The following is a 24,938-nucleotide window of genomic DNA, read 5'->3' as shown; positions in this document are numbered from 1 at the left end:
CCGGGGACGCTTCACCCCGTCGGCGTGCCCTGCTTCCACTGGCCACCGGCGATCTTCGCGGCGGCGATGACGGCTTGAGTGCGGCTCTCGACCCCGAGCTTTTGCAGGATGGCCGAGACGTGCGCCTTGATGGTGGCCTCGGAGACGCCGAGCTCATAGGCGATCTGCTTGTTGAGGAGGCCCTCCGACAGCATCATCAGGACCCGGACCTGTTGCGGCGTCAGCGTCACCAGACGGTCGCGCAGGCGCGTCATGTCGGGGTCGGCGGCGGCCGACAGATCGGTGTCCGCGGGAACCCAGACGTCGCCCTCCATCACCTTGAGAATGGCGTCGCGCAGCGTCTCGACGCCGAAACGCTTGGGGATGAAGCCGGAGGCGCCAAAATCGAGCGAGCGGCGAATCGTGGCGCTGTCGTCGGAAGCCGAGACGATCACGACCGGAATCGCCGGGTATTGCGCCCGTAGATAGATAAGGCCGGAAAAGCCGGAGATCCCAGGCATCGAGAGGTCGAGTAGGACCAGATCCACGTCGGAGGCCTGTTCCAGCAGCTTGGTCAGCTCCTCGAACGATCCGGCCTCGTCGATCCTGGCCGAAGTCAGGACGCCCGCCACCGCCTGCCGCAGCGCGTCGCGGAACAGCGGATGATCATCGGCAATGACGAGATGGGTTGAGGGAGCGTTCATCGTTCTCTTGCTGTCGTTCGCGGCGGGAGGCGTGTCAACGCCGCGGCGGTCAATTCTTCCCCGAGCGGCCATGGCATGCAAGTGCACATTATCCCTTTGTCGCAAAGGGGTTAATCCCAGCCTTTACGGTTGCGCACCGGCGCCCGAGACCGGAGCGTCAGGCGCGGGTCAGTGCGCAAAGCCGAAAGTCGTATTGGGGCGGGTTTCACGCCGATGTTACCTTGCAAGCAAGACCTGGATTGATCCGGCACGTCCGGGCATCTGGGGCGCGAGGAAACGCATTTCGGGGAGCGACTCAACATGTCGACAATGGCAGTGTCTCAGACGGGCGCGGGAGGGATGACGAAGGACGAACGGTTCGTCATTCTCGCCTCCTCGCTCGGTACCGTCTTCGAATGGTACGACTTCTACCTCTACGGTTCGTTGGCGAGCATCATCGGCGCCCAGTTCTTCTCGGCCTATCCGCCCGCAACCCGCGACATCTTCGCGCTGCTGGCCTTCGCCGCCGGCTTCCTGGTGCGCCCGTTCGGCGCGATCGTGTTCGGCCGCATCGGCGACATCGTCGGCCGCAAATACACCTTCCTCGTCACCATCCTGATCATGGGTCTGTCGACCTTCATCGTCGGCCTGCTGCCCAACGCGGCGACCATCGGCATCGCGGCTCCGATCATCCTGATCGCGCTGCGCCTCGCCCAGGGTCTGGCGCTCGGCGGCGAGTATGGCGGTGCGGCGACTTATGTCGCGGAGCACGCCCCGAACGGCAAGCGCGGCTACTACACCTCCTTCATCCAGACCACGGCGACGCTCGGCCTGTTCCTGTCGCTGCTGGTGATCCTGTTCACCCGTACCGCGACCGGCGAAGCCGATTTTGCGACCTGGGGCTGGCGCATCCCGTTCCTGGTCTCCGTGCTGCTGCTTGGCATCTCGGTCTGGATCCGGCTGCGTCTCAATGAGTCGCCGATCTTCCAGAAGATGAAGGACGAGGGGAAGAGCTCGAAGGCGCCGCTGACGGAGGCCTTCGGCAACTGGCAGAACGGCAAGCTCGTGCTGCTCGCCCTGCTCGGCGGCGTGATGGGCCAGGGCGTGGTCTGGTACACCGGCCAATTCTATGCGCTGTTCTTCCTGCAATCGATCCTGAAGGTCGACGGCTACACCGCCAACCTCCTGATCGCCTGGTCGCTGCTGCTCGGTACCGGCTTCTTCATCGTGTTCGGCATCCTCTCCGACAAGATCGGCCGCAAGCCGATTATCCTCGGCGGCTGCCTGATCGCGGCGCTGACCTTCTTCCCCATCTTCAAGATGATCACCACCAACGCCAATCCGGCGCTGGAAAAGGCCATCGAGCAGACCAAGGTCGAGGTGGTGGCAGATCCAAAAGGCTGCGGCGACCTGTTCAACCCGGTCGGCACCCGCGTCTTCACCGCGCCTTGCGACACCGCACGCGCCTTCCTGTCGCAGTCGTCGGTCAAGTACTCGACCACACCAGGCCCGGCCGGCTCCGGCGTGAAGGTCATGGTGAACGGCAAGGAGGTTCCGTACACGAACGCCAAGGACAGCAACCCGGCCGTCCTCGCCGCCGTGCAGGCCGCCGGTTACCCGAAGGCGGGCGATGCGGGTATCGTGAAGATGGCGCACCCGTTCGACATCTTCCGCCCGCAGGTGGCGGCAGTCGTCGGGCTGTTGTTCATTCTGGTGGTGTTCGTCACCATGGTGTACGGCCCGATCGCGGCGATGCTGGTCGAACTATTCCCGACCCGCATCCGCTACACCTCGATGTCGCTGCCCTACCACATCGGCAACGGCTGGTTCGGCGGCCTCCTGCCCGCGACCGCCTTCGCCATCGTGGCCTCGACGGGCGATATCTATGCAGGTCTCTGGTATCCGGTCATCTTCGCGTCCATCACCGTGGTGATCGGCTTCCTGTTCCTGCCCGAGACCAAGGACGTCGATATCAAGGCGACCTGATCGAAAGCACAGTCGACAACACGAACCGGCCGCGGTCTCCGCGGCCGGTTTTGTTTTGTCCCTACTGATGGCTGCCGACGAATTGCAGCACGATCTCGCGCCGATGCGGCCGGCTGCGATGTTCGATCAGGTAGATCGCCTGCCAGGTGCCGAGCGCGAGCTTGCCTTTCAGGACTGGCACCTGAAGCGAGGTCCCCGTCAGCATCGTCTTGACGTGCGCCGGCATGTCGTCCGGCCCCTCGGTGTCATGCGTCCACCCGGCATTCTCCGGTGCAAGCCGGGACAGCGCCGTGGTGAGATCGACGAGCACGGACGGATCGGCGTTCTCCTGAATCGTCAGCGAGGCCGAGGTGTGGCGGATGAACAATGTCAGCGCGCCCTCACGCGCGTGCGCTTCGGCGATGAACCTGGCTGCCTCGCTGGTCAGATCGGTGAAGCCGCGGCCGGGCGTCTGCACGGTGAGCAGCGACGATGCGAGCGTGGTGGTTTGCACGAATGATGGCGCCGAACGCGTTACGGATTTGCCTGATGTCATCAAGAGCCTCTCGTCGTCCTGGCGAAGGCCGGCGAAAGCCAGGACCCATTACCCCGAATGCTCGTGATGGCGAAAAGTGGCAATTCGCGTCGAGAAAAACAGAGAGGCTGCGGCACGGCTTCAGGACGACCTCGAAGGAGCCGAATCAAATCTTCCCCGACACGTCCTTCTGCACGCGGTTGGCCATGTCGATCAGCCGGCGCCAGGCCCTTTCCAGGAACGACATCACGCGGTCGACATCCTGGTCGCTCGGCAGCGGGATCTCGATCTTGCGCTCGCCCTCGGCGGCCTTCGGCTCCGCCTTCTTGAGCGGATCGGATTTCGGCAGCGGCTCGTCGACCTTGCCCGATACGGTCGGCCCAGCCGCGAGCTGGCCCTTCAGCTTCTCGACTTCGGCCTGAAGCCGGCCGATTTCGGTATCGAGCGCGGCCCGTTCGTCCGGCAAGGCGTAGCAGGCCCAGCCGGCGCCGTTCTTGGTGCAGGTCGACATGGTGCCGGTGCGGGTGTCGAGCCGCAACACGCCCTCCGGGATCGGCGTCATGCTGTAGCGGCCGTTTTCGCTGTCAGGAGCGGATTGCGCGGCGACGAAGCCGCCGCTGACGACCATCACCACGGCGAACGTCGCTACCGCAAACCATGATGTTGTGGATGACGTCACAGGTCTCATCTTGCGCTCCGCCACGACGTGCAGGTGGCACTTTCGCAATTCTACACCCCGCCGAGGCAATCCGCCGCCCAAAACGCACCACCGATATCAACGACCGCGACCGTCCCTTGATCCCGGCAGCGCGGCGAAATGGCGGCTGCATTCGTCGATCATGCGGAGAGCTGCTGCGGTGCGGCGTCACGCTGTGTGCAGCACTGCTGTGCGCGCCAATATCAGCAAAGAAATCAGACACATAACGGAAAGCGACGCAATCGTGACTTGGCTTGACTTGATAATAGGCCATCAGTATGGTCCGCGCGGCTTTTGAGGGTGGCGGGCGTAATTTCCATTCAGCCGCGGCGTTTCGGGTCTTCGTTGCATGACACAGGGCACGGAGCACGGCGGGAATGGAGATCGCGATAGATCGTCCGAGGAAGCTGCGCTTTCCGAACGGCTCGGAAATCTTGATCAACGCTTGTCCGAACTTCGGGACCGGCGGAGCAAGACCGAGCAACCCGCAGGTGACGGTGAAGACGGAGCGGCCAGAGCCTCGGCGATGGCGCTTGGTTTCCGGTTATCCTCGGAGTTGATCGCCGGCGTCGTTGTCGGAGCGGGGATTGGCTGGGGGTTCGACCGCTTGCTGTCGACGTCGCCTTTCGGATTTATCGTGTTCCTGCTGCTGGGCTTCGTCGCCGGCGTGGTGAATGTGGTGAGAACGGCGGGCGCGGGTCAAAACAGGCGCGGTGGTTCTTAAGCGATCCGCCCAGCAGAGGAATGATCGTGCCGGCTTTGCCGGTACGGGCCGGCCCGGCCGGCAGACCGAGACCCGCCGGCATTGCCGGCAGACCAAGAGATGCCGCGCTGATGAAAATCGACCCGATCCACCAGTTCAACATCGAGCCTCTCTTCACCCTGGGCCATATCGGCAATCATACGATCGCCTTCACCAATTCGTCGCTTTACATGCTGGTGGCGGTCGCGATCATCTCGATCCTGATGCTCGCCAGCGGCACGCAGCTGGTTCCCGGACGCCTCCAGTCCGTCGCTGAAATCTCCTACGAATTCGTCGCCTCGACCATCCGTTCGACGGCCGGCGCGGAAGGCATGAAGTTCTTCCCGCTGATCTTCTCGCTGTTCATGTTCATCTGCGTCTCGAATCTGGTGGGCATCATCCCCTACACCTTCACGGTGTCGAGCCACCTGATCGTCACCGCGGCGCTCGCGCTCCTGGTGTTCTTCACCGTCCTGATCTACGGCCTCTACAAGAACGGCCTGAAATTCTTCAAGATTTTCGTTCCCCACGGCGTCCCCATCTACATCCTGCCGCTGGTCATGTTCATCGAGGTCCTGTCGTTCTTCCTGCGGCCGGTCTCCCACAGCGTCCGCCTCTTCGCCAACATGTTGGCCGGCCACATCGCGCTGAAGGTGTTCGCCGGCTTCGTCGCCATGCTCGGCTTCTCGCTCGGCGCCCTCGGCTGGGTCGGCGGCGTGCTGCCGCTGGCGCTCACGGTCGCGCTGACCTCGCTCGAGATCCTGGTCGCGTTCCTTCAGGCCTATGTGTTCGCGATCCTGACCTGCATCTATCTCAACGACGCCATTCATCCAGGACACTGAGCGGTCCGGGGAATTTCCACCCACAACCCATCTTTCTTCCAAGGAGACTAAAATGGATCCGGCAGCAGCAAAACTTATCGGCGCGGGCATCGCGTGCATCGGCATGGGCGGTGCGGGCGTCGGCGTGGGCGTGATCTTCGGCAATTACCTCGCCGCAGCCGTTCGCAATCCGTCGGCGGCTCAGGGCCAGTTCGGTAACCTGATCTTCGGCTTCGCCGTGACCGAAGCGCTCGGCATCTTCTCGCTGCTGATCGCGCTGCTGCTGCTGTTCGTTCCGCTCTGAGAACGACGTTTTTTCGCGCCGTTCCAGCCTCTGGGACGGCGCGCGTGACAGCAACAGGAGAACTCCATGGCTGAGAGTCATGGCGGCGCGAAAGGTCCGGCGAGCGCTCACACCGAGGCTGACGGTGGTCACCACGGTGGCGGTTTTCCGCCGTTCGAGAGCAGCAGCTTTGCTTCGCAGCTGGTGTCGCTCGCGATCTTCTTCGTCCTGCTTTACGTGATCGTGTCCAAGCTCGCTCTGCCGCGCGTCGGCGGTGTGATTGAGGCGCGGCAGAACAAAATCGAGGGCGACCTCGCCGAAGCGCAGAAGCTGAGGGACCAGTCCGACGCGGCGCTGAAGGCCTATGAAAGCGAGCTCGCTTCGGCGCGCATGCGGGCACAGGCGATCGGCAACGAATCCCGCGACAAGGCGAATGCGCAGGCGGATGCCGAGCGCAAGGCGCTGGAAGAGCAATTGGCGGCCAAGCTGGCCGGGGCGGAGAAGACCATCGCCTCGACCCGCGCCGCCGCCATGAGCAACGTCCGCGGCATCGCGGCGGATGCGGCAGGCCAGATCGTGCAGCAGCTCACGGGCGTCGTTCCCGATGCAGCGTCGGTCAATGCCGCGGTCGACGCGTCCTTGAAGGGTTAGTTGAGATGTTCTTCGAACCTGAATTTTGGGTCGCCGTCGCCTTCGTGATCCTGATGGTCGTGTTCGGCTATCTCGGGATCTTCAAGACGGCGATGACCGCGCTTGACCATCGCGCCGATCGCATCAAGGCCGAGCTCGACGACGCGGCGCGCCTCAAGCAGGAGGCGGCCAAGGTGCTCGCCGACTACAAGGCGCGCAGCGCCATGGCCGAGCGCGAGGCTGCCGACATCATCGCCAATGCCAGGGCCGAAGCCGAGCGAATCGCAGCCGACGCCAAGGCGAAGATGGAAGACTTCGTCGCCCGCCGGACCAAGACCGCGGAGAGCAAGATCGCGCTCGCCGAGGCCCAGGCGCTGGCCGATGTCCGAGCCGCAGCCGCGGAAGCCGCCGTTCAGGCCGCTTCCACGATCCTGTCGCAGTCGGTCAAGGGCCAGGTCGCCGACGACCTGCTCGCCAGGGGCATCAACGAAGTCGGGCAGAAGCTGAACTGAGAACTCTGCCTTCACCACTCAAAAGCCGGCGCGATGAGCGCCGGCTTTTTTGTTGGCCGATCTATAGCCACAAGTCCGGTGTCATGCCCCGCGCAGGCGAGGCAACCAGTACGCCGCGACCTCTCGATAGATCACTCACCTCTCTGGAATACTGGATCGCCCGCCTTTGCGGGTGATGACAGCCGTAATTGTAGTGACAGCCGACCTTGAACCCTACTTCTTCTTCCGTCCCTTCGGCTCGGGCGCGAGCGCCTGCGGGTCGAAGCCGACATAGAAGATGTAGGAATCGGCGGCCGCGGCCGAGGGCATCGGGTAGGCCAGATCTTCGGCCACGAACGTGAAGGGCACGCTGCCGCCCTCCGACATCTCGACCGTGGTCCGGTAGGCCTTTGAGGCGATCACCTTCTCGCCGACGCCGCCCTGCACCACGGCAACACGCAAGGGGACCTCGACCGTCGCAGGCGCGCCGGCGGGACCGGCGATGACACGGCCCTGGATTCCGATCCGCGCGGTGATATCGCCGCCGCTCCGGGCGCATTCGCGCGCCATCTTGGTGATTGTGGCCTGGAAGCGGATGTCGTTGCCGACAGCCTGCTTGCCGCTCGCGCCGACCGCATAAGTCGAGGCGCCGGCGCGCACCGTGACCTGCGGGCAATCAACGTCGTCGTCGGCCGGCTGGCCGGGCGCGGGCGGCGGCTTGGGCTGGGCCGGTTCGTCGGACTTGCCGCCGAACAGGCTCTTGAAGCGGTCGCTCAAGGACTGGGCCGCCACCGGCGAGACAGACGCGAGCGCAACCGACAACGTCAAAGCTACCACCGTCCCCCGCCGCAACGCATTTCGCGACGACCGAAGCTCCTTCACCATCAACACCCATACTCCATGACAGCACTCCGGCCGATCGCTGGCCAGCCCGCGCCGTTATATCGCCAAAATCGGCGAACCCAAGGCAGGCAAATTACGGCAGCAAACAAGGCGAGACGATCAAGACTTTGGCCGCAGGACGTGGCGGCTCAACCGCGAAAATCCTCATGCAGCAGGCCGAACAGCAGGTGGTCCTGCCAGATCCCGTTGATGCAGAGATAGCGGCGCGCCAGCCCCTCCCGCGAGAAGCCGCACTTCTCCAGCACCCGGATCGATGGTGCATTGGTGGGGATGCAGGCGGCCTCGACGCGGTGCAGGTTGAGCTCGCCGAACAGCGTCGGCAGCAGCACCCGCAGCGCAGCGGTCATGTAGCCGCGATGGGCGTAGGGCTGCCCAACCCAGTAGCCGATGGTGCCGGCCTGCACGATGCCGCGCCGGACATTGGCCAGCGTGATGCCGCCGACCATGGCGCCGTCGAGTTCGCGGAAGATCAGAAAGGGATAAGACCGGTCCGCGGCAATGTCCTCGGAATAGCGGCGCAAGCGGCGGCGAAAGCCGGACCGGGTGAGATCGTCCGACGGCCAGATCGGCTCCCAGGGGGTGAGGTAGTCGCGGCTACTTTCGCGCAAGTGAGCCCATTGCAGGAAGTCCGACATCTGCGGGGCGCGCAGCAACAGCCCGTTGCCGCGCGGCGCGAGGGCGGCGGGTCCACTGGATGGGAGGCGGAACAGGGCCATGGTGATGCTTCCCGGAGCGGGCGCCCCTGGGCGACGGCTCTTAATGCAGCCGCGCCTTGGCACGCGCCCGCGTCAATCCTTCCGCAAAAGATACCGCGGTGTCCAGACCCCTGCCACTGCCCAATGCAACAACCGCAGGGCGGCTGCGCGAAAGCAGCGCACGCGCGGCATCCCGGGTCGATTCGACGCTGACGGCGTCGATCCGGGCCACCAGCTCCTGCACCGTCTGCGGCCGGCCATAAGCCAGCACATGCCGGGCGAGCTGTTCGGCGCGGGAGGAGCAGCTCTCCAATGCCATCAGCAGGCCCGCCTTCATCTGCGCCTTGGCACGCGCGATCTCGGCCTCGGTCAGGGTCTCCACCGAATCATTCATGACATCGACCACGACCTCCATCATCTCCGGCGCGTCGGCGGGATCGGTGCCGGTGTAGAGGCCGAAGAAGCCGGTGTCGGTGTAGGGCGCGTGGAAGCTGTAGATGGAGTAGCAGAGGCCGCGCTTCTCGCGCACCTCCTGGAACAGCCGCGACGACATCCCACCGCCGAGAATGTTGGTGAAGACCTGGAGCGAGAACAGCGAGAGGTCGGTCTGCGGCACCCCTTCGAGCGCCAACGTCAGATGCGCCTGCTCGAGCTCGCGGTGGACCACCTTGGCGCCGCCCTTGCCGAACTGGGCGGATTGCGGCTTCGGTCCCGGTGTCGCCTCGAAGCTCGCGAAGCGCTGCTCGACCTCGGCGACCACCTGCTTGTGATCGACCGCGCCGGCGGCGGCCACCACCATGTCGGGCCCGCGATAATGCGTCGACAGATAGCCGCGGAGCATGTCGCGGTTGAAGCCGCGCAGCGTCTTGGCGGTGCCGAGCAGCGAGCGACCCATCGGCTGGTCGGGATAGCAGAGCTCGTTGAGATGCTCGAACACGACGTCGTCGGGTGTGTCCTGCGCAGCCCCGATCTCCTGCACGATGACGTTCTTCTCGCGCTCCAGCTCGTCCGGCTCGAAGGCAGGATTGGCGAGAATGTCGGCGAGCACGTCGAGCGCGAGCGGCACGTCGGCCTTCAGCACCCGCGCGTAGTAGGACGTGGTCTCGGTCGAGGTGCCGGCATTGAGATCACCGCCGACCGCCTCGATCTCCTCGACGATCTCGCGCGAGGAGCGCTTGGTCGTACCCTTGAACGCCATGTGCTCCAGGAGATGCGAGATGCCATGCTCGTTCGGCTTCTCGTCGCGCCCGCCGACCCCGGCCCAGACGCCGAGCGCCGCAGTCTCGAGATGTGGCATTTTGTCGGTGACGACGGTGAGGCCGGAAGCAAGCTTGGAAATCTCGACGCTCATCCGGCAACTCCTTGCTTTGCGGCGCGGCTGATCGACAGCACGAACCGCTCGACCTCGGCCTGATCGTTCTTCATCACCTTCACGTGTTCGGATTTAGTCATCAATCCGTCGAGCCAGGCGGGCAGTTGCGGCCGCTGGCCGCAGGCCGCCTCGACCGCGTCGGGGAATTTGGCCGGATGGGCCGTAGAGAGCACGATGCTCGGGACCGTCGTGTCGGTGGTGTCGCGGTCCGCGACCGCCAGCGCCACCGCGGTATGGGGATCGACCAGCTCGCCCGCCTCGCGCCAGGCGGCGCGGATTGCGGCCGCGGTTTCGGTCTCGTCGGCACGGCCTGCGTCGAACACCTCGCGGATCGCGGCCAGCGTGGCATCGGGCAGCACGAAACGCCCCGACTGCTTCAGTGAATCCATCAGGCGGCGCACGCCCGCCGCATCGCGCCGGCCGGCCTCGAACAGCAGCCGCTCGAAATTCGAGGAGATCTGGATGTCCATCGACGGCGAGGCCGTGGCGTGCACTTCGCGCACCTCGTAGATCCCGGTCTTGAGCGTGCGGGCCAGGATGTCGTTGACGTTGGCGGCGATGTGCAGCGTGCGCACCGACAGCCCCATGCGCTTGGCGACGTAGCCGGCAAAGATGTCGCCGAAATTGCCGGTCGGCACGACGAAATCCACCGCGCGCGCCGGTGCACCGACGGCAACGGCCGACGTGAAATAGTAGACCACCTGGGCGACGATACGCGCCCAGTTGATCGAGTTGACGCCGGACAGCGACGTCGCATCGCGAAAGCGATGGTTGTTGAACATTCCCTTCACGAGCGCCTGGCAGTCGTCGAAAGTGCCTTCGACGGCGAGCGCATGCACATTGGCCGCACCAGTCGTCGTCATCATCCGCTGCTGGACCTCGGAGATGCGGCCATGCGGGAACAGCACGATCAGGTCGACATTCTCCAGACCCGCAAAGGCTTCGACCGCGGCGCCGCCGGTATCGCCGGAGGTTGCGACCACGATGGTGGTGCGCTGGCCGCGCTTGGCGAGCACATGGTCCATCAGCCGCGAGATCAGCTGCATCGCCACGTCCTTGAAGGCGAGCGTCGGGCCGTGGAACAGCTCGAGCACGAACTGGTGCGGCGACATCTGGCGCAGCGGCACCACCGCGGGATGGCGGAAGGTGGCATAGGCCTCGTTGGCCATGCGGCCAAGCTCGGCGTCCGTGATCTCGCCGCCCGCGAAGGGGCGAATCACGTCGACCGCGACCTCCCAATAGGCGCGGCCGAAGAAGCCGGCGATGGTCTGCGCCGAAAGCTGCGGCCAAACGGCCGGCACGTACAGGCCGCCATCGCGGGCTAGCCCGGTCAGCATCACGTCGCAGAAGCCGAGTTCGGGGGCTTCGCCCCGGGTCGAGATATAACGAGTCAAACTGCCCTCCAAAGGCCAACCGAGTCTGAGCTCGCTCGTTAAGCCTTTGATTTTACGAAATTACTTGTTAACAGCCAGAGGCGTTGAGCCACCATAAAGTGTTTTGCGGCATCGGGAAACCGCTTCCGCTCGCCCCGCAGCCCAATGAAAAAGGGCTGCGGCATTGCCGCAGCCCTTCTCTTGGAAGGTCTGTCGTTGTGTGCAGACCGATTGCCTCGTCGGGTCGTTCGACCCGCTAAACTGTTCACCCAAGCTTTCGTCAGCTGTCGTCAAATCGTCAAGAGCCAAAACGGCAGGCGGCGGAAAATGTTCCTGTTTTTCCCGCCGTGCTCAGGGCCTTCTTTCGCGGATATGAGCAATGACTTGCGTGATATTGCCGTCTTTTCCCGAACCTTTGGCCTGCCCTGGGGAACGAATGCCGTGGCGACCGATTGGGTCGGCGGACGGTGCCGGCCATCGCCCATGCATTGCCCGGCTGATGGCGACGCCGATCCGTCGACCGAACCGCTGCCTCCTGGAGCAGCCGGTTCGGTCGTTGGCGACAGGTCAATTCATCCCGATTTCCACTGCGATCCGGATCAGGTCGGAATGGTTCTTGGCCCCTAACTTCTGCTTGAGCAGGGACGTCGTGTTCGCCACGGTCTTGTAGGAGATGCCGAGCGCCTTGGCGACCTCGACGATTTTGTCGCCGCGTCCGAGCAGGCGAAGAATCTCGAGCTCCCGCGGCGTCATCTGCGAGGCTGGATTGGCCTTGATTGCGGCACCGGAAAACGTCACGGCTTCCGCAAGCTGCGGAGAAATGAAATTGTCGCCCGCGACCACTTTGCGCACCGCTTTCAGCAGTATCCTGGGATCGTCACCCTTGGAGACATAGCCCTGGGCCCCAAGCTCGACCGCCCGCACCACGAAGGCCGGATCATCGTTCATGCTGAACATGATGATCTTGGCGTCCGGATCGTCCTTCCGAATGCGTCGCATCAGCTCGAAGCCCGAGACATCAGGCAGGCTGATGTCGATCACGGTAACATCGGGCCGCTTGCTGACATAGGCGCGGTGCCCGGATTTGGCATCGTTCGCCTCGTCGATACGGATCGACTGGTCGGACGCGAACAGGGTGCGGCAACCGGACAGCACCACAGGGTGGTCGTCGACGATCAGGACCTTGGTTGCCGGCTTGGCGGTATCTTGCATCGCAGGCTCACTTGCTTTCTCGACTCATAGACCGGCGGGAACAAATGGAAAGAGAGAATTCCGTCAAAACACGTTAGAATTGACCTAATGTGGCAACGACTCTCGTTCAGGACGCAACTGTTTCTTCCGCTCGGCGCGAGCCTTCTCGCGGCACTGATCCTGGGCGGCGTGCTGCTTCAGACCTTCGCAGGGGGCCAGCTCGTTGAGGAGAATGAGCCGGGCCGGCGTTCGACCCGGGCCATCGCCACCGCGCTCAACAACACGCTGCGCGCTTCCGACAATCCACGGCGGACGCTCGATGCGTTTGTCCAATCGTTGGACACCTCCTCTGATATCCAATTCCGTTCCGTGGAAGCGGGTCCCGCGCGCTCCCCGAAGGACGACCCGCGCACGCCGCATAGCGTGCCGCAATGGTTCATCGACCTGATCACCATCCCCGAGATGGACGCGGCATCCCCGGTGACGATCGACGGCGAGCGTGTCGGCGATATCGTCTTCGTGCCCGACCTGTCCGCCGAGCTGTTCGAGAAATGGATCGGCTTCCTCGCGCTCACCGGCCTGATCGCCGGGCTGATGGCGCTTACCGGAACCATCGCCTACGTCCTGGCGGCGTCGGCGCTACGCCCCCTACAACAGCTCGGCGAAGGACTGACGCGGATGCGACGCGGCGACTACACAAAGCCGATCCCGGTGGCAGGGCCGCCGGAGATCCGGCAGAGCTGCGCGGCGGCGAACGCGCTGGCGGGGACGTTGGCGCAACTAAGCCAGGACAATCGCGACCTGTTGCATCGGCTGGTGTCGCTTCAGGACGATGAGCGGCGCGACCTCGCCCGCGAATTGCACGACGAACTCGGCCCGCTTCTGTTCGGCATCCGCGCCGGCGCGGTCGCGCTGATCGAGGCCGCGCCTGCCGTGGGAAATCTCGGCAATTCGGTGCAGGAGGTGCTGCAATCGGTCGAGGCGCTCCAGCAGGCCAACCGCCGTATTCTCGACCGGCTGCGGCCGCTCTATGTTGAGGAACTGGGCCTCGCAAGCAGCGTCCAGACACTGCTTCAAAACTTTCGCAAGCAGGCACCGCATATCGGTCTGACGGACACGATTGACCCCGGTCTCAACGGACTAGACGGGCCGCTGGCGCGGACCGTCTATCGGTTGATCCAGGAGGCGCTGACCAACGTGCTGCGCCATGCCAAAGCGAGCAACGCCCATGTGCAGACGACCATCACCGGTGAGACGCTCGTCATCGAGATCTCCGACGATGGCGGCGGCTTTCCCGCCGACAACGTCTTTGGCCGGGGCCTGACCGGCATGCATGAGCGCGTTCGCGCGCTCAGCGGATCGCTGTCACTGCTGCGCGCGAATGAACGAACCTATGTCCGATGCCGTCTTCCGGCTGCGCCAACCCGGGAGGCGCCGGTCTAGCTGAGCATGATCTTTTCGGAAAACCGCTACACACTTTTCCGGATCATGCCCTAGCTAGCACGCGCAGCCAACATGCGCGTTCTGTCGCGCCGGCTCGCACAGCGTGCTGCGGATCTTGCCTTCCGTGCTGAAGCGAAACGAGGCGCGAATGCGCAGCGCGCCAGCGATGGAATATTCGAGATCGACGCCGTTGGACACTGGATCGATCTCTTCCAGCCTGAAGCCCGCCGACGACAAGGCGCCAAGTCGCGGCCTCCAATAGCTTTCGAGCTCGCTTCGGCCGCGATGGCGCTGCGTTCCGTTGCAGATACATTCAAGCTCGGCGTCGTCCGCATATAGATCGAGCAGCGCCGCGAGGTCGCCCTTGCGGCAGGCATCTACCCAGTCAACGACAATTCCCATCTGGTCGAAATCGCTCACGCTGCAATCCTGTTCTGCCGCGGACACCAGTGGCGGCTTAGGACCACACTCGTGAATGTGCGCTGAACGGTAAAGCCCGGACGATACCGGGTTCCCTCGGTTGATCTACGGATGAGTTCGGTCTTGCCGCCCCCTCGCCCACACCGCGAAGGCGATCAGCAGGGCGCCCGCGAGCGTGAACCAGGTGATCGCGTATTGCAGGTGATCGTCTTTCAGATGCACGTCGAGCGGACCGGGACGTGGAACGCCGTTCTCGGGCACCGGCTGCTCGAGGTCGACATAGAACGGCGCAACCGTTCCCCAGCCGAGCGCGCTCGCGATTGCCAGATGATCGCGCACGAACCAGAGCCGCTTCTCGCGGTTCTCCGCAGGTGTCAGCCAGCCCGGTGCTTCCGGGAACCTGAGATAGCCGGTGAGCACGACCGGCTGGCCCGTGACGAGCTGCTTCACCGCGCGATCCTCGACGCCGCGATCCTGCATCGTGTTCTCGACGAAGCCGGCATCGATCACGACCATCTCGCCGCTCGGAAGCCGCGCCGGCAGGAACGCCCAGGTGCCGGGACCGGAGGCGTCCTTGCGCACGGCCGAGCCGGAGGAATAGACCATCGCATCGGGCAGCGGGACGTAAGTTGCAGAGAAGCTGACGCGGCGGAATTCGTCGCGCGCGCGATTGAGCGCCGCCCATTGCGCGGGCGCCGGCAGCGCGACCGGCGCGGTCGCAAGCCGTTCGGTGAGAGCAGCGATCAGCTCGTGCTTGGCTGTCCGGCGCTGCAATTGCCAGAAGCCAAGCCCGACGAACACTGCCGTCAGGAGCAGCGTGAACAGCGCAAAGCCGGCCACGCGAGGCTTGCGCACGGTCCGGTTCATTTCGCGCGGTCGATGAGTCGGCCCGGCGCCGCCTTGTGGTGGAATTGCAGCGCGATCAGCAGCGACTTCATCGCGCGCAGCGGCAAAAGCGTGGTGGCGAGAATCAGCGGCAGCCAGAGCACCGCGTGCAGCCAGAACGGCGGCTGATACTTGACCTCGACGACGAGCGCGCAGCCGACCACGATCGCGCCGGCCAGCATGATGATGAAGATCGCCGGACCGTCACCGGTATCGATGAAAGCATAGTCGAGACCGCAGCGCTCGCAGCGAGGCGCGAGTGTCAGGAAGCCCGCATAGAGCTTGCCCTCGCCGCAGCGCGGACATTTGCAGGCGAGCCCGCGCAGCGCGCTTTGCAGGACCGTGGTTTGAGACTCCGATGGGCCGGCGATGTCGTTCATGATGGCAAACTCTATCACAGTTTCGGCCAAGGCTTCCGGCGGCCGGAAAGCGAAAGGGCGGCCCTGCGGCCGCCCTTTCTGAATCATCTGCCTCGCAGCTCAGTGCGCGCCGTGAGCCATGGTCTCGGCGCCGTGTCCCCAGACATAGATGCAAAGGAACAGGAACAGCCAGACCACGTCGACGAAGTGCCAGTACCAGGCGGCGAACTCGAAGCCGAGATGCTGGGTCGGCGTGAAGTGGCCGGCATAGGCGCGAAACAGGCAGACCAGCAGGAAGATGGTGCCGACCAGCACGTGGAAGCCATGGAAGCCGGTCGCCATGAAGAAGGTCGCACCATAGACGTTGCCGCCGAACGAGAACGCCGCGTGGCTGTACTCATAGGCCTGCACGCAGGTGAAGAGCGCACCCAGCACGACGGTGAGGATCAGGCCGTATTTCAGACCCTGGCGGTCATTCTCGAGCAGCGCATGGTGCGCCCAGGTTACCGTGGTGCCGGAGGTGAGCAGGATCAACGTGTTCAGGAGCGGCAGATGCCAGGGATCGAAGGTCTCGATGCCCTTCGGCGGCCAGGTGCCGGGAACGGAGCAGGCGCCGGCCTGCGTGCCAAGGCCGCAGCCGAACACCGCATCACGCGTGGCATGGACGGCGTCAGCCGGGAACAGCGCGGCGTTGAAATAGGCCCAGAACCAGGCCACGAAGAACATCACCTCGGAGGCGATGAACAGGATCATGCCGTAGCGGTGATGGAGCTGCACGACGCGGGTGTGGTCGCCCTTGTACTGGGCTTCCTTGATCACGTCGCCCCACCAGCTCGCCATGGTGTAGAGCACGCCGACGGTGCCCACACCGAACACGATCGGCGCAGCCGAGAACATGTGGTGCATCCAGGCGATCGCGCCAACCGCCATGATGAAGGCCGACAGCGAACCGACGGCCGGCCAGGGAGAGGGATCGACCAGATGGTAGTCGTGATGCTTGGTGTGCGCCGTTGCCATTTGCGGTCTCTCTCCTCAATCCCGTGCCTGTCAGGCACTTATCCCCTTGCGTCCAATCCCCCGAGCGTGCGCCCGGCGATCAGAGATTTCCCTTGCGTTTGTCGTCGTCACCCGATGCCAGCGGCTTCACCACGGGATCCTTCACCGGATAGAACGTGTAGGACAGCGTGATCGTGTTCAGCCCGTCGTTCTCGCGATCCTCGGCAATCGACGGATCGACATAGAACACGACCGGCATCTCCCGCTTCTCGCCGGGCGCCATGGTCTGCTCGGTGAAGCAGAAGCAGTTGATCTTCTGGAAATATGACCCAACCGTCAGCGGCGCGACGTTATAGGCGGCTTGGCCCGCGGTGGTGCGCGCGGCCTGGTTCGTCACGGTGTAGTAGACCGTCGTCACCTGACCGATATTGACCTCGATCTCGCTCTGCTCGGGCTCGAACTTCCAGGGCAGGCCCGGCGCGACGTTGGAATCGAACCGCACCGAGATCTTTCGGGCGATCGGGCCGGTGGCCGGTGCGGAGGTCGCGACCTGGGTCGTGCCGTTGAAGCCGGTGGCGCGGCAGAACCAGTTGTAGAACGGCACCGCCGCGTAGGATGCCCCCACCATCAGCGCCACTACGCCGCCGCAGATCGAGGCGACCAGCGCGTCGCGGCCAAGACCACCGATGCGGCCCTTGCCCGCCGTCCGGCTCTGATCCTGCGATATGGTCGGCTCGTGATCCATGTTTCCTACATCGGCCGCACTAGAACCGCCGGCCCCTTGACCATGGTGACGGCGAAGAACAGCACCACGAGCACGCCGAGCGCCAAAGCAATGGCAATGGAGCGCTGACGACGGCTCTTCTTCTGCGCCTCGGTGAGGACGATTCCATCTGGCTCGGGTTTGTCGGCCATCCCCGCCTCATGCGCCCCATGCCATCGGAGCAAGCGCCCGGAATACAACCTGGGCCAGCAGGGTGGCGAACAGCGCAAACAGATAAAGGATGGAGAATGCAAACAGCTTGCGGGTGGCACGCAGCGACTCGCTGCGCTCGCGACGCATGTAGACGTTGATGGCGAGCACCAGCATGCCGGCGCCGAGGATCAGCGAAACGATGCCGTAGACGGCGTCGAAATAGCCGAGCGCCCAGGGTGCGGCGGCGACCGCGATCAGCACGATCGTGTAGAGCAGGATCTGGAGCCGCGTCGCATCGGGACCGGCGACGTTGGGTAGCATCGGAATGCCGGCGCGCGCATAATCGTCGGAGCGGAACAACGCCAGCGCCCAGAAGTGCGGCGGCGTCCAGAAGAAGATGATGGCGAACAGCAGCAGTGGCTCGACGTCGACCGTGCCCGTCACGGCGGCCCAGGCCACCACCGGAGGCAGCGCGCCGGCAGCGCCGCCGATCACGATGTTCTGCGCGGTCCAACGCTTCAGACCCATCGTATAGATCACGACGTAGAAGAAGATGGTGAAGGCGAGCAGCGCGCCCGCGATCCAGTTGACGAGGATGCCGAGCGTCATCACCGAGAAGAAGGCGAGCGTCATGCCGAACGCCATCGCTTCGGGGCGGGTGACGCGGCCGCGCGGGATTGGCCGGTTCGCCGTGCGCGACATCTTGGCGTCGATGTCGCCCTCGAGCGCCATGTTGAGCGCGCCGGAGGCGCCGGCACCGACGGCGATGCAGAGTAGCGAGGTGATCGCCAGCACGGGATGGAAATGCCCGGGTGCCATCGCCATCCCGACCAGCGCGGTGAAGATCACCAGCGACATCACGCGCGGCTTGAGCAGCGCGATGTAATCGCCGACCTCCGCTTCGGAGATGCGAGGATTGATGTCGACGGCATTGTGGTCGAGGACGGACACTTAATTCAGCTCGCTTCCTGAAAGAGCCGCGGCGCCCGTCACGGGCGCCGCGGGCGATGGCTTACTGCACGCGAGGCAGCACTTCGAACTGGTGGAATGGCGGCGGCGAGGGCAGCGTCCACTCCAGCGTGGTTGCGCCCGCACCCCAGGGATTGTTACCGGCAGGCACCTTCTTCATGTAGGCGTCGAGGACGCAGTAGAGGAAGATCAGCACGCCGAACCCGGAGATGTAGGAGCCGAGGGACGAGATCAGGTTCCAGCCCGCGAACGCGTCGGGATAGTCGACGTAGCGGCGCGGCATCCCCGACAGGCCGAGGAAGTGCTGCGGGAAGAACACCAGGTTGACGCCGATGAAGGTCACCCAGAAGTGCAGCTTGGCCAGCCACTCATTGTACATGTAACCCGACATTTTCGGGAACCAGTAGTACCAGCCCGCAAAGATCGCGAACACGGCGCCGAGCGACAGCACGTAGTGGAAGTGCGCGACGACGTAATAGGTCTCCTGGAGCACGCGGTCGACGCCCGCGTTCGCCAGCACGACGCCGGTGACGCCACCAACCGTGAACAGGAAGATGAAGCCTACCGCCCAGATCATCGGCGCGCGGAATTCGATCGAGCCGCCCCACATCGTGGCGATCCAGGAGAAGATCTTCACGCCGGTCGGAACCGCAATGACCATGGTGGCGGCGACGAAATAGGCCTGCGTCGCCGAGGACATGCCCACCGTGTACATGTGGTGCGCCCACACCACGAAGCCGATGCCGCCGATCGCGACCATGGCGTAGGCCATGCCGAGATAGCCGAACACGGGCTTGCGCGAGAAGGTCGAGACGATCTGGCTGATCATACCGAAGCCGGGCAGGATCAGGATGTACACCTCGGGGTGACCGAAGAACCAGAACAGGTGCTGGAACAGCACGGGATCGCCGCCGCCCTCGGGCGCGAAGAACGTCGTGTGGAAATTGCGGTCGGTGAGCAGCATGGTGATCGCACCGGCGAGCACCGGCAGCGATAACAGCAGCAGGAACACTGTCACCAGGATCGACCACACGAACAGTGGCATCTTGTGCAGAGTCATGCCCGGTGCGCGCATGTTGAAGATCGTGGTGATGAAATTGATGGCGCCGAGAATCGACGAGGCGCCCGCCAGATGCAGCGACAGGATCGCGAAGTCGACGGCGGGGCCGGGGTGACCGGAGCTCGACAGCGGCGCATACATGGTCCAGCCGGCGCCGACGCCGTTGGCACCCGGCTCGCCCTCGACGAAGGTCGACATCAGCAGCAGCGCGAAGGAGGCCGGCAGCAGCCAGAACGAGATGTTGTTCATGCGCGGGAACGCCATGTCGGGCGCGCCGATCATCAGCGGCACGAACCAATTGCCGAACCCGCCGATCATCGCGGGCATGACCATGAAGAAGATCATGATCAGGCCGTGAGAGGTCACGAACACATTATAGGTGTGCGTCTCGTGAAAGATCTGCACACCCGGATACATCAGCTCGGCCCGGATCGCGATCGACATCGCGGCGCCGATGACGCCGGCGACGACCGCGAAAATCAGGTACATCGTGCCGATGTCCTTGTGGTTGGTCGAATAGACGTAGCGCCGCCATCCGGTCGGATGGGCGTGCTCGTCATGATGCGCGTGATCGCTATGTGCCGCTGCGCTCGTTGCCATATTCAAATCCTGCCTTGCGTCCCATTCGGACCGTATGCGGTCCCGCCCTTCATATCGCTTTCAGTCCCTCGAGCTTCCGCCCGGCGCTTACTGCGTCGGGCCGGCCGCGGAGGCGTAGGTGCTGGTGCCGCCGCTCGCGAATTTCTTCTTTGCCGTCTCGACCCAGGAGGCGAACTCCTGGTCGTCGACCACGCGGATCGCGATCGGCATGAAGGCGTGATCCTTGCCGCACAGCTCCGAGCACTGGCCGTAGAACATGCCGGTCTTGGCCGCCTTGAACCAGGTCTCGTTCAGCCGGCCTGGAATGGCGTCGATCTTGACGCCGAAAGCCGGCAGCGCGAAGGCGTGGATGACGTCCGCGCCGGTGACCTGGACCCGAACCACCTTGTTGACGGGCACTACCATCTCGTTGTCTACGCCGAGCAGGCGGGGCTGCTTGTCCTGGGCCATCAACGAGTCGAACTCGAACTTGCCGTTATCAGGATAGGCATACGACCAATACCACTGCTTGCCGGTCGCCTTGATCGTCAGATCCGCCTTCGGCACGTCGAGCTCGAGGAACAGCAGCCGGAACGACGGCACCGAGATGCCGACCAGGATCAGCACCGGAACGAGCGTCCAGGCCACCTCGATCAGCGTGTTGTGGGTGGTCCGCGACGGCACCGGGTTGGCCCTCGCATTGAACTTGACGACCACCACCACGAGCAGCGCCAGGACGAACAGCGTGATCAGGGTGATCAGCACGAACAGGAAGTTGTGGAACCAGACGATGTTGTCCATCACCGGCGAGCCGGATTGCTGGAGCGTCCACTCCCACGGCGCCGGTTGCCCGAGCTCGGCGAATGCCACACCGCCCGTCGCCAGCGTCAGACCCGCCACGGCCAATCCCAGCAACTGCCGGCCCATCCGGCCCATCGACATCCTCATGCCGTTCGCGCTCCCCTTACGAAATCACCCCACGTGCATTTCCCTATTTCCGGGAAACGCTTATTCCATCCGCCCGTCTGACAAACCGCCGCGCAAGAATACCTCTAAGAGGAATTGGGGCCAGATCGCTAGAACGCCGAAATCAAGCCTCTCAAACCATAATTCTTGATCTATCGCAATGCAGTCTTGGGCCTCATTTGCCAGGCATCACCCGCAAGATATTTCCTAGTAACATCAGACAAAATTACCGTTTCCCGGTATGCTGCGGCTTGACAGCGAGATTGCCCGCGGTAGGCACTGACAGACGGCCGCGCAGGAACCTGATTCGTGCGGGCGATGGTGGCGCGCGGCGGCGCGATATTTGCTTGGGAATTGCCTTCAAGACGCCGTCATTCCCGTATCAGTCCGCCAGGTGCGAGCGAACCAGGCGAGCAGAGGGACCGACCCGATGGGGCTTTCGAGAAGCATGGCAAGGCAGGCTGGCGGGCCCACGATGCTGGCCGCCCTGCTGGCGGCGGTCGCCGTCCTCGCGCTGCCCGGCCTGGCCCATGCGCAGGGCGCGGTGCGCTCCGTCCATGGCGATTGGCAGATCCGCTGTGACACCCCGCCCGGCGCCCAGACCGAGCAATGCGCCCTGATCCAGAGCGTGGTGGCGGAAGACCGCTCCAATGCCGGACTGACCGTGATCGTGCTCAAGACCGCCGACCAGAAGAGCCGGCTGATGCGGGTGGTCGCCCCGCTCGGCGTGCTCTTGCCCTCGGGCCTCGGCCTCAAGCTCGACAACCAGGACGTCGGCCGCGCCGGTTTTGTCAGATGTCTGCCCAATGGCTGCGTGGCCGAGGTGGTGATGGACGACAAGCTGCTGGGTCAGCTCCGCGGCGCCAAGACCGCCACCTTCATCATCTTCGAGACCCCGGAAGAGGGCATCGGCTTCCCGCTCAGCCTGAATGGGCTGGGTGAGGGATATGACAAGCTGCCGTAAGGTGTGAGATCGAGGGCGATCCTATTGTTTCCGTAATGTGAGGCTTCGTGCCCTCGCGGAACCGTTCCGAAAACATTATCTTGCCCCACACCTCCCGATAATGGACGGACGCATGACCAACCCTGCCACAACCTCCCTGCTCGACCGCGCCAATCTCGACCGCGACCAGGTTCGCAACGAGGTTGCGCGCGGGCTGGCCGGTGCCGACGACGGCGAATTGTTCCTGGAATACAGCCAGACCGAAGCGCTGATGTTCGACAATGGGCGGCTGAAGCAGGCGACCTATGACACCTCGCAAGGCTTTGGCCTGCGCGCCGTCAAGGACGACGCGGTCGGCTATGCGCATTCCTCCGACGTGTCGCTGCCGGCGCTGATTCGCGCCGCAGATGCGGTCGCGGCCGTGCGCGGCGGCTATTCCGGCAGTTTTGCGGCTCCGCCCCCGCACACCAATGTGCGGCTCTATGGCGACGACAATCCGCTGGATGCGCCGGGCTTCGAGACCAAGGTCAAGCTGCTCGCCGAGATCGATGCCTACTTGCGCGACAAGGATCCGCGGGTGCGGCAGGTCAGCGTCAGCCTGGGCGCGACCTGGCAGGTGGTCGAGATCCTGCGCCCTGATGGCGAGAGCTATCGCGACGTCCGCCCGCTCGTGCGCGTCAACATCTCCGTCGTCGCCGGCCAGGGCGACCGCCAGGAGAGCGGCAGCAAGGGTTATGGCGGCCGCGCCGGCTATGGCGAATTCATCGAGAGCAGGTCCTGGCGGGAAGCCGCCGACGGCGCGCTGCGCGAGGCGCTGGTCAATCTGGAATCGATTCCGGCTCCCGCCGGCGAGATGGATGTGGTGCTGGGCGCCGGCTGGCCCGGCGTGATGCTGCATGAAGCGGTTGGCCACGGCCTTGAGGGCGACTTCAACCGCAAGAAGACCTCGGCCTTTGCCGGCCTGATGGGCCAGCAGGTCGCGGCCAAGGGCGTCACCGTGGTCGACGACGGCACCATCGCCTCGCGCCGCGGCTCGCTCTCCATCGACGACGAGGGCACGCCGACCAATCGCACCGTGCTGATCGAGGACGGCATCCTGGTCGGCTACATGCAGGACCGCCAGAACGCGCGCCTGATGAACATGAAGCCGACCGGCAACGGCCGCCGCCAGGGCTACGCCCATGTGCCGATGCCGCGCATGACCAACACCTACATGCTCGCGGGCGACCGCGATCCCGCCGAGATCCTCTCCTCCGTGAAGAACGGCGTGTTCGCCGCGAATTTCGGCGGTGGCCAGGTCGACATCACCTCGGGCAAATACGTGTTCCAGTGCACCGAGGCCTATAAGATCGAAAACGGCAGGCTGGGGGCGCCCCTGAAGGGCGCCATGCTGATCGGCAACGGGCCGACCGACTTGCACCGCATCCGCATGATCGGCAACGACCTCGCGCTCGACACCGGCATCGGCACGTGCGGCAAGAACGGCCAGGGCGTGCCTGTCGGCGTCGGCCAGCCGTCGCTTCTGATGGAACGCATCACGGTAGGTGGGACGGGCGCATGAGCGTTGAAGAAAAGGTCACTGTCACCACCAAGCGGAAGAGCAGTGGCTGGGGCGGACAGCTGATGCAGCTCGCCGGCATCGTCGCCGCCGTGTTCATTGCCAAGGGCGCGCTCGCCGAACCGTTCTACGTGCCGTCGGGCTCGATGGAGCCGACGCTGCTGATCGGCGATGCGCTGCTCGCCTCGAAATTCCCCTATGGCTACGGCACCTCGTCGCTACCGATTCAGATCAACCTGCCGGAGACTGGCCGCGTGTTCGCGGAGACGCCGAAACTCGGCGACGTCGTCGTGTTCCGCTGGCCAGGTGATCGCTCGCAGGCCTGGGTCAAACGCGTCGTCGGCTTGCCTGGCAACCGCATCCAGATGCGGCAGGGCCAGCTCTTCATCAACGACCGTCCCGCCGAGCTGAAGCCCGATGGCGTTGGCGCTGCCGAGGACGACAAGGGCGGCAGCGAGCCAGCCTACCGCTATGTCGAGACGTTGCCGAACGGCGTGTCGCACCTGATCTTCAAGATGCGCGACAACGGCCCGCTCGACAACACGCCGGAGGTGACGGTGCCAGCAGGCCATCTCTTCGTGCTCGGCGACAACCGTGACAATTCCGCCGACAGCCGCGTACCTTTGCGCTCCGGCGGCGTCGGCCTGTTGCCGATCGACAATCTGGTCGGCCGCGCGGACGCGGTGCTCGGCTCCTGGGATCTCGGCATCCGCGGCCAGCCGGTGTGGACCTGGCTCTCCGGCTTCAGGCTCGCACGGTTCTTCACCGCCGTGCATTGAGTAGAGTGTAGATCGGAGAGTGGGCAAAGTGCCCACCACTTCTATCGTAAGTGATGGTGGGCACGACGCGCGAAGGAGCGCGCGCCTTTGCCCACCTTACGATTCCTACGGTTTGCCATGAGCAAAGACGAATTCCTCGCTCTCGCTCTGCAAAACCCTGTCAACGCCGCGATCGTCGATGAGCTCGGCCGACTCGCGCTGCCGGATGCGTGGCTGGTCGCAGGCTGCCTGGTGCAATCGGTGTGGAACGCGCTCACGAGCCGCCCGATCGATCACGGTATCGCCGATTACGACGTGTTCCATTTCGATTCCGATACCTCCTGGGAGGCGGAGGATGCGGTGATCCGCACGCTGCATGCGCGGCTCGCGCATCTCGCCGCCAAGGTCGCGATTCGTAACCAGGCGCGCGTGCATCTGTGGTACCCCGACAAGCACGGTCTGCCCTATCCACCGCTGACATGCTCGACCGACGGCATCGACCGCTTCCTGACGCAGAACACGCAAATCGGAGGGAGACGCGCGGGCGACGGTTTCGATGTCTATGCGCCGCACGGGTTCGACGACGTCGCGAGGCTGATCGTACGGCCCAATCGGGCGCTGAGTTTTTCCGCCGCCAATTACGAGGCAAAATCCGCGCGATGGAAGGCGCTGTGGCCGGAGCTTACCGTGATTGCAGCGGGCGCGTAACCTTCTCGTGTCCCGGAC

The 24,938-nt window shown here is 64.3% G+C and carries 28 protein-coding genes; 11 read left to right on the top strand and 17 right to left on the bottom strand.

The genetic code is table 11. From position 1 onward, the window contains the following. Positions 1-11: 11 nt before the first annotated feature. The gene (locus IVB12_RS37315; RefSeq protein WP_247307965.1) at positions 12-683 is read right to left on the bottom strand and encodes a response regulator transcription factor; all 672 of its coding nucleotides are present in this window, start codon (positions 681-683) and stop codon (positions 12-14) included. A 339-nt stretch (positions 684-1,022) separates the two neighbouring features. Here IVB12_RS37315 and IVB12_RS37310 point away from each other — a divergent pair, with 339 nt between their 5' ends. Continuing rightward, a complete protein-coding gene (locus IVB12_RS37310) occupies positions 1,023-2,648 on the top strand; it encodes an MFS transporter (RefSeq protein ID WP_247307962.1) in 1,626 nt (541 codons plus the stop codon). Between the two features lie 61 nt (positions 2,649-2,709). Here IVB12_RS37310 and IVB12_RS37305 read toward each other — a convergent pair whose 3' ends face one another. Together IVB12_RS37305 and IVB12_RS37300 are read right to left on the bottom strand one after the other, a co-directional pair. After that, positions 2,710-3,183, bottom strand: coding sequence for a secondary thiamine-phosphate synthase enzyme YjbQ (locus tag IVB12_RS37305; RefSeq protein ID WP_247307959.1), 474 nt, complete (start codon positions 3,181-3,183; stop codon positions 2,710-2,712). Between the two features lie 145 nt (positions 3,184-3,328). Beyond that, positions 3,329-3,850, bottom strand: coding sequence for a hypothetical protein (locus IVB12_RS37300; protein ID WP_247307956.1), 522 nt, complete (start codon positions 3,848-3,850; stop codon positions 3,329-3,331). Positions 3,851-4,208: 358 nt separating this feature from the next. Between IVB12_RS37300 and IVB12_RS37295 the strand changes: the two genes are divergently transcribed. The 5 genes from IVB12_RS37295 to IVB12_RS37275 all read left to right on the top strand — a co-directional run bounded on the left by IVB12_RS37295 (position 4,209) and on the right by IVB12_RS37275 (position 6,847). Beyond that, positions 4,209-4,583 (top strand): AtpZ/AtpI family protein, encoded by a 375-nt coding sequence (locus tag IVB12_RS37295; protein WP_247281747.1) that lies wholly within the window; start codon positions 4,209-4,211, stop codon positions 4,581-4,583. 110 nt (positions 4,584-4,693) lie between these two features. Beyond that, a complete protein-coding gene (locus tag IVB12_RS37290) occupies positions 4,694-5,443 on the top strand; it encodes a F0F1 ATP synthase subunit A (protein ID WP_247307951.1) in 750 nt (249 codons plus the stop codon). Positions 5,444-5,495: 52 nt separating this feature from the next. Beyond that, entirely contained in the window at positions 5,496-5,726 is a 231-nt protein-coding gene (locus IVB12_RS37285) for a F0F1 ATP synthase subunit C (RefSeq protein WP_007599451.1), read from the top strand. 66 nt (positions 5,727-5,792) lie between these two features. Then, positions 5,793-6,356, top strand: a complete 564-nt coding sequence (locus IVB12_RS37280) for a F0F1 ATP synthase subunit B (protein WP_247307948.1) — start codon at positions 5,793-5,795, stop codon at positions 6,354-6,356. 5 nt (positions 6,357-6,361) lie between these two features. Next, positions 6,362-6,847, top strand: a complete 486-nt coding sequence (locus IVB12_RS37275) for an ATP F0F1 synthase subunit B (RefSeq protein ID WP_247307945.1) — start codon at positions 6,362-6,364, stop codon at positions 6,845-6,847. A 213-nt stretch (positions 6,848-7,060) separates the two neighbouring features. On the opposite strand, the gene IVB12_RS37270 is transcribed toward IVB12_RS37275, so the two are convergent. From IVB12_RS37270 to IVB12_RS37250, 5 genes are all read right to left on the bottom strand, one after another. Further along, the gene (locus tag IVB12_RS37270; protein ID WP_247307942.1) at positions 7,061-7,711 is read right to left on the bottom strand and encodes a hypothetical protein; all 651 of its coding nucleotides are present in this window, start codon (positions 7,709-7,711) and stop codon (positions 7,061-7,063) included. Positions 7,712-7,857: 146 nt separating this feature from the next. Further along, positions 7,858-8,445: a GNAT family protein gene (locus IVB12_RS37265; protein WP_247281752.1), complete on the bottom strand. Its 588-nt coding sequence runs from the start codon at positions 8,443-8,445 to the stop codon at positions 7,858-7,860. 40 nt (positions 8,446-8,485) lie between these two features. Then, positions 8,486-9,775, bottom strand: coding sequence for a pitrilysin family protein (locus tag IVB12_RS37260; protein ID WP_247281753.1), 1,290 nt, complete (start codon positions 9,773-9,775; stop codon positions 8,486-8,488). Continuing rightward, positions 9,772-11,190, bottom strand: a complete 1,419-nt coding sequence (gene thrC / locus IVB12_RS37255; protein ID WP_247307919.1) for a threonine synthase — start codon at positions 11,188-11,190, stop codon at positions 9,772-9,774. The genes IVB12_RS37260 and thrC overlap by 4 nt, the downstream gene beginning before the upstream one ends. Before the next feature lie 546 nt (positions 11,191-11,736). Next, complete coding sequence (locus IVB12_RS37250) at positions 11,737-12,381, bottom strand: response regulator transcription factor (protein WP_247307918.1); 645 nt, start codon at positions 12,379-12,381, stop codon at positions 11,737-11,739. Positions 12,382-12,468: 87 nt separating this feature from the next. Here IVB12_RS37250 and IVB12_RS37245 point away from each other — a divergent pair, with 87 nt between their 5' ends. After that, positions 12,469-13,803 carry a histidine kinase gene (locus IVB12_RS37245; RefSeq protein ID WP_247307914.1) on the top strand — a complete coding sequence of 445 codons (1,335 nt, stop codon included), beginning with the start codon at positions 12,469-12,471 and terminating at the stop codon, positions 13,801-13,803. Positions 13,804-13,857: 54 nt separating this feature from the next. On the opposite strand, the gene IVB12_RS37240 is transcribed toward IVB12_RS37245, so the two are convergent. From IVB12_RS37240 to coxB, 9 genes are all read right to left on the bottom strand, one after another. Then, positions 13,858-14,223: a nuclear transport factor 2 family protein gene (locus tag IVB12_RS37240; protein ID WP_247307911.1), complete on the bottom strand. Its 366-nt coding sequence runs from the start codon at positions 14,221-14,223 to the stop codon at positions 13,858-13,860. 105 nt (positions 14,224-14,328) lie between these two features. Continuing rightward, positions 14,329-15,090, bottom strand: a complete 762-nt coding sequence (locus tag IVB12_RS37235) for an SURF1 family cytochrome oxidase biogenesis protein (RefSeq protein ID WP_247307909.1) — start codon at positions 15,088-15,090, stop codon at positions 14,329-14,331. Next, positions 15,087-15,488: a DUF983 domain-containing protein gene (locus tag IVB12_RS37230; protein WP_247307906.1), complete on the bottom strand. Its 402-nt coding sequence runs from the start codon at positions 15,486-15,488 to the stop codon at positions 15,087-15,089. Before IVB12_RS37230 ends, IVB12_RS37235 begins: the two co-directional genes overlap by 4 nt. Before the next feature lie 99 nt (positions 15,489-15,587). Continuing rightward, positions 15,588-16,484: a cytochrome c oxidase subunit 3 gene (locus tag IVB12_RS37225; protein WP_247281760.1), complete on the bottom strand. Its 897-nt coding sequence runs from the start codon at positions 16,482-16,484 to the stop codon at positions 15,588-15,590. Positions 16,485-16,563: 79 nt separating this feature from the next. Continuing rightward, positions 16,564-17,208 (bottom strand): cytochrome c oxidase assembly protein, encoded by a 645-nt coding sequence (locus IVB12_RS37220; RefSeq protein WP_247307881.1) that lies wholly within the window; start codon positions 17,206-17,208, stop codon positions 16,564-16,566. Positions 17,209-17,213: 5 nt separating this feature from the next. Then, positions 17,214-17,378, bottom strand: coding sequence for a hypothetical protein (locus IVB12_RS37215; RefSeq protein ID WP_018644977.1), 165 nt, complete (start codon positions 17,376-17,378; stop codon positions 17,214-17,216). A gap of 7 nt (positions 17,379-17,385) precedes the next feature. Next, a complete protein-coding gene (locus tag IVB12_RS37210) occupies positions 17,386-18,330 on the bottom strand; it encodes a heme o synthase (protein ID WP_247307879.1) in 945 nt (314 codons plus the stop codon). 61 nt (positions 18,331-18,391) lie between these two features. Beyond that, positions 18,392-20,008, bottom strand: a complete 1,617-nt coding sequence (gene ctaD, locus IVB12_RS37205) for a cytochrome c oxidase subunit I (protein WP_247281764.1) — start codon at positions 20,006-20,008, stop codon at positions 18,392-18,394. Positions 20,009-20,095: 87 nt separating this feature from the next. Then, the gene (coxB, locus tag IVB12_RS37200) at positions 20,096-20,935 is read right to left on the bottom strand and encodes a cytochrome c oxidase subunit II (protein ID WP_247307877.1); all 840 of its coding nucleotides are present in this window, start codon (positions 20,933-20,935) and stop codon (positions 20,096-20,098) included. Positions 20,936-21,383: 448 nt separating this feature from the next. Between coxB and IVB12_RS37195 the strand changes: the two genes are divergently transcribed. The 4 genes from IVB12_RS37195 (at position 21,384) to IVB12_RS37180 (ending at position 24,920) form a co-directional block, all read left to right on the top strand. Further along, entirely contained in the window at positions 21,384-21,917 is a 534-nt protein-coding gene (locus IVB12_RS37195; protein ID WP_247307875.1) for an invasion associated locus B family protein, read from the top strand. A 112-nt stretch (positions 21,918-22,029) separates the two neighbouring features. Next, a complete protein-coding gene (tldD, locus tag IVB12_RS37190; protein ID WP_247307874.1) occupies positions 22,030-23,457 on the top strand; it encodes a metalloprotease TldD in 1,428 nt (475 codons plus the stop codon). After that, a complete protein-coding gene (gene lepB, locus IVB12_RS37185) occupies positions 23,454-24,233 on the top strand; it encodes a signal peptidase I (RefSeq protein WP_247307873.1) in 780 nt (259 codons plus the stop codon). Before tldD ends, lepB begins: the two co-directional genes overlap by 4 nt. A gap of 117 nt (positions 24,234-24,350) precedes the next feature. Further along, entirely contained in the window at positions 24,351-24,920 is a 570-nt protein-coding gene (locus tag IVB12_RS37180; RefSeq protein ID WP_247307872.1) for a nucleotidyltransferase family protein, read from the top strand. Positions 24,921-24,938: the final 18 nt, after the last annotated feature.

It is taken from the genome of Bradyrhizobium sp. 179, assembly GCF_023073535.1.
Lineage (GTDB): Bacteria > Pseudomonadota > Alphaproteobacteria > Rhizobiales > Xanthobacteraceae > Bradyrhizobium.
Note: the sequence above shows the minus strand (reverse complement) of the source record. Positions and strands in the feature narration are given on the sequence as shown.

Coding starts and splice junctions, on each gene's coding strand:
- IVB12_RS37315 (WP_247307965.1), bottom strand. CDS start 683: ATGAACGCTCCCTCAACCCATCTCGTCATTGCCGATGATCATCCGCTG.
- IVB12_RS37310 (WP_247307962.1), top strand. CDS start 1,023: ATGACGAAGGACGAACGGTTCGTCATTCTCGCCTCCTCGCTCGGTACC.
- IVB12_RS37305 (WP_247307959.1), bottom strand. CDS start 3,183: ATGACATCAGGCAAATCCGTAACGCGTTCGGCGCCATCATTCGTGCAA.
- IVB12_RS37300 (WP_247307956.1), bottom strand. CDS start 3,850: ATGAGACCTGTGACGTCATCCACAACATCATGGTTTGCGGTAGCGACG.
- IVB12_RS37295 (WP_247281747.1), top strand. CDS start 4,209: ATGACACAGGGCACGGAGCACGGCGGGAATGGAGATCGCGATAGATCG.
- IVB12_RS37290 (WP_247307951.1), top strand. CDS start 4,694: ATGAAAATCGACCCGATCCACCAGTTCAACATCGAGCCTCTCTTCACC.
- IVB12_RS37285 (WP_007599451.1), top strand. CDS start 5,496: ATGGATCCGGCAGCAGCAAAACTTATCGGCGCGGGCATCGCGTGCATC.
- IVB12_RS37280 (WP_247307948.1), top strand. CDS start 5,793: ATGGCTGAGAGTCATGGCGGCGCGAAAGGTCCGGCGAGCGCTCACACC.
- IVB12_RS37275 (WP_247307945.1), top strand. CDS start 6,362: ATGTTCTTCGAACCTGAATTTTGGGTCGCCGTCGCCTTCGTGATCCTG.
- IVB12_RS37270 (WP_247307942.1), bottom strand. CDS start 7,711: ATGGTGAAGGAGCTTCGGTCGTCGCGAAATGCGTTGCGGCGGGGGACG.
- IVB12_RS37265 (WP_247281752.1), bottom strand. CDS start 8,445: ATGGCCCTGTTCCGCCTCCCATCCAGTGGACCCGCCGCCCTCGCGCCG.
- IVB12_RS37260 (WP_247281753.1), bottom strand. CDS start 9,775: ATGAGCGTCGAGATTTCCAAGCTTGCTTCCGGCCTCACCGTCGTCACC.
- IVB12_RS37250 (WP_247307918.1), bottom strand. CDS start 12,381: ATGCAAGATACCGCCAAGCCGGCAACCAAGGTCCTGATCGTCGACGAC.
- IVB12_RS37245 (WP_247307914.1), top strand. CDS start 12,469: ATGTGGCAACGACTCTCGTTCAGGACGCAACTGTTTCTTCCGCTCGGC.
- IVB12_RS37235 (WP_247307909.1), bottom strand. CDS start 15,090: ATGAACCGGACCGTGCGCAAGCCTCGCGTGGCCGGCTTTGCGCTGTTC.
- IVB12_RS37230 (WP_247307906.1), bottom strand. CDS start 15,488: ATGAACGACATCGCCGGCCCATCGGAGTCTCAAACCACGGTCCTGCAA.
- IVB12_RS37225 (WP_247281760.1), bottom strand. CDS start 16,484: ATGGCAACGGCGCACACCAAGCATCACGACTACCATCTGGTCGATCCC.
- IVB12_RS37220 (WP_247307881.1), bottom strand. CDS start 17,208: ATGGATCACGAGCCGACCATATCGCAGGATCAGAGCCGGACGGCGGGC.
- IVB12_RS37215 (WP_018644977.1), bottom strand. CDS start 17,378: ATGGCCGACAAACCCGAGCCAGATGGAATCGTCCTCACCGAGGCGCAG.
- ctaD (WP_247281764.1), bottom strand. CDS start 20,008: ATGGCAACGAGCGCAGCGGCACATAGCGATCACGCGCATCATGACGAG.
- coxB (WP_247307877.1), bottom strand. CDS start 20,935: ATGAGGATGTCGATGGGCCGGATGGGCCGGCAGTTGCTGGGATTGGCC.
- IVB12_RS37195 (WP_247307875.1), top strand. CDS start 21,384: ATGGGGCTTTCGAGAAGCATGGCAAGGCAGGCTGGCGGGCCCACGATG.
- tldD (WP_247307874.1), top strand. CDS start 22,030: ATGACCAACCCTGCCACAACCTCCCTGCTCGACCGCGCCAATCTCGAC.
- lepB (WP_247307873.1), top strand. CDS start 23,454: ATGAGCGTTGAAGAAAAGGTCACTGTCACCACCAAGCGGAAGAGCAGT.
- IVB12_RS37180 (WP_247307872.1), top strand. CDS start 24,351: ATGAGCAAAGACGAATTCCTCGCTCTCGCTCTGCAAAACCCTGTCAAC.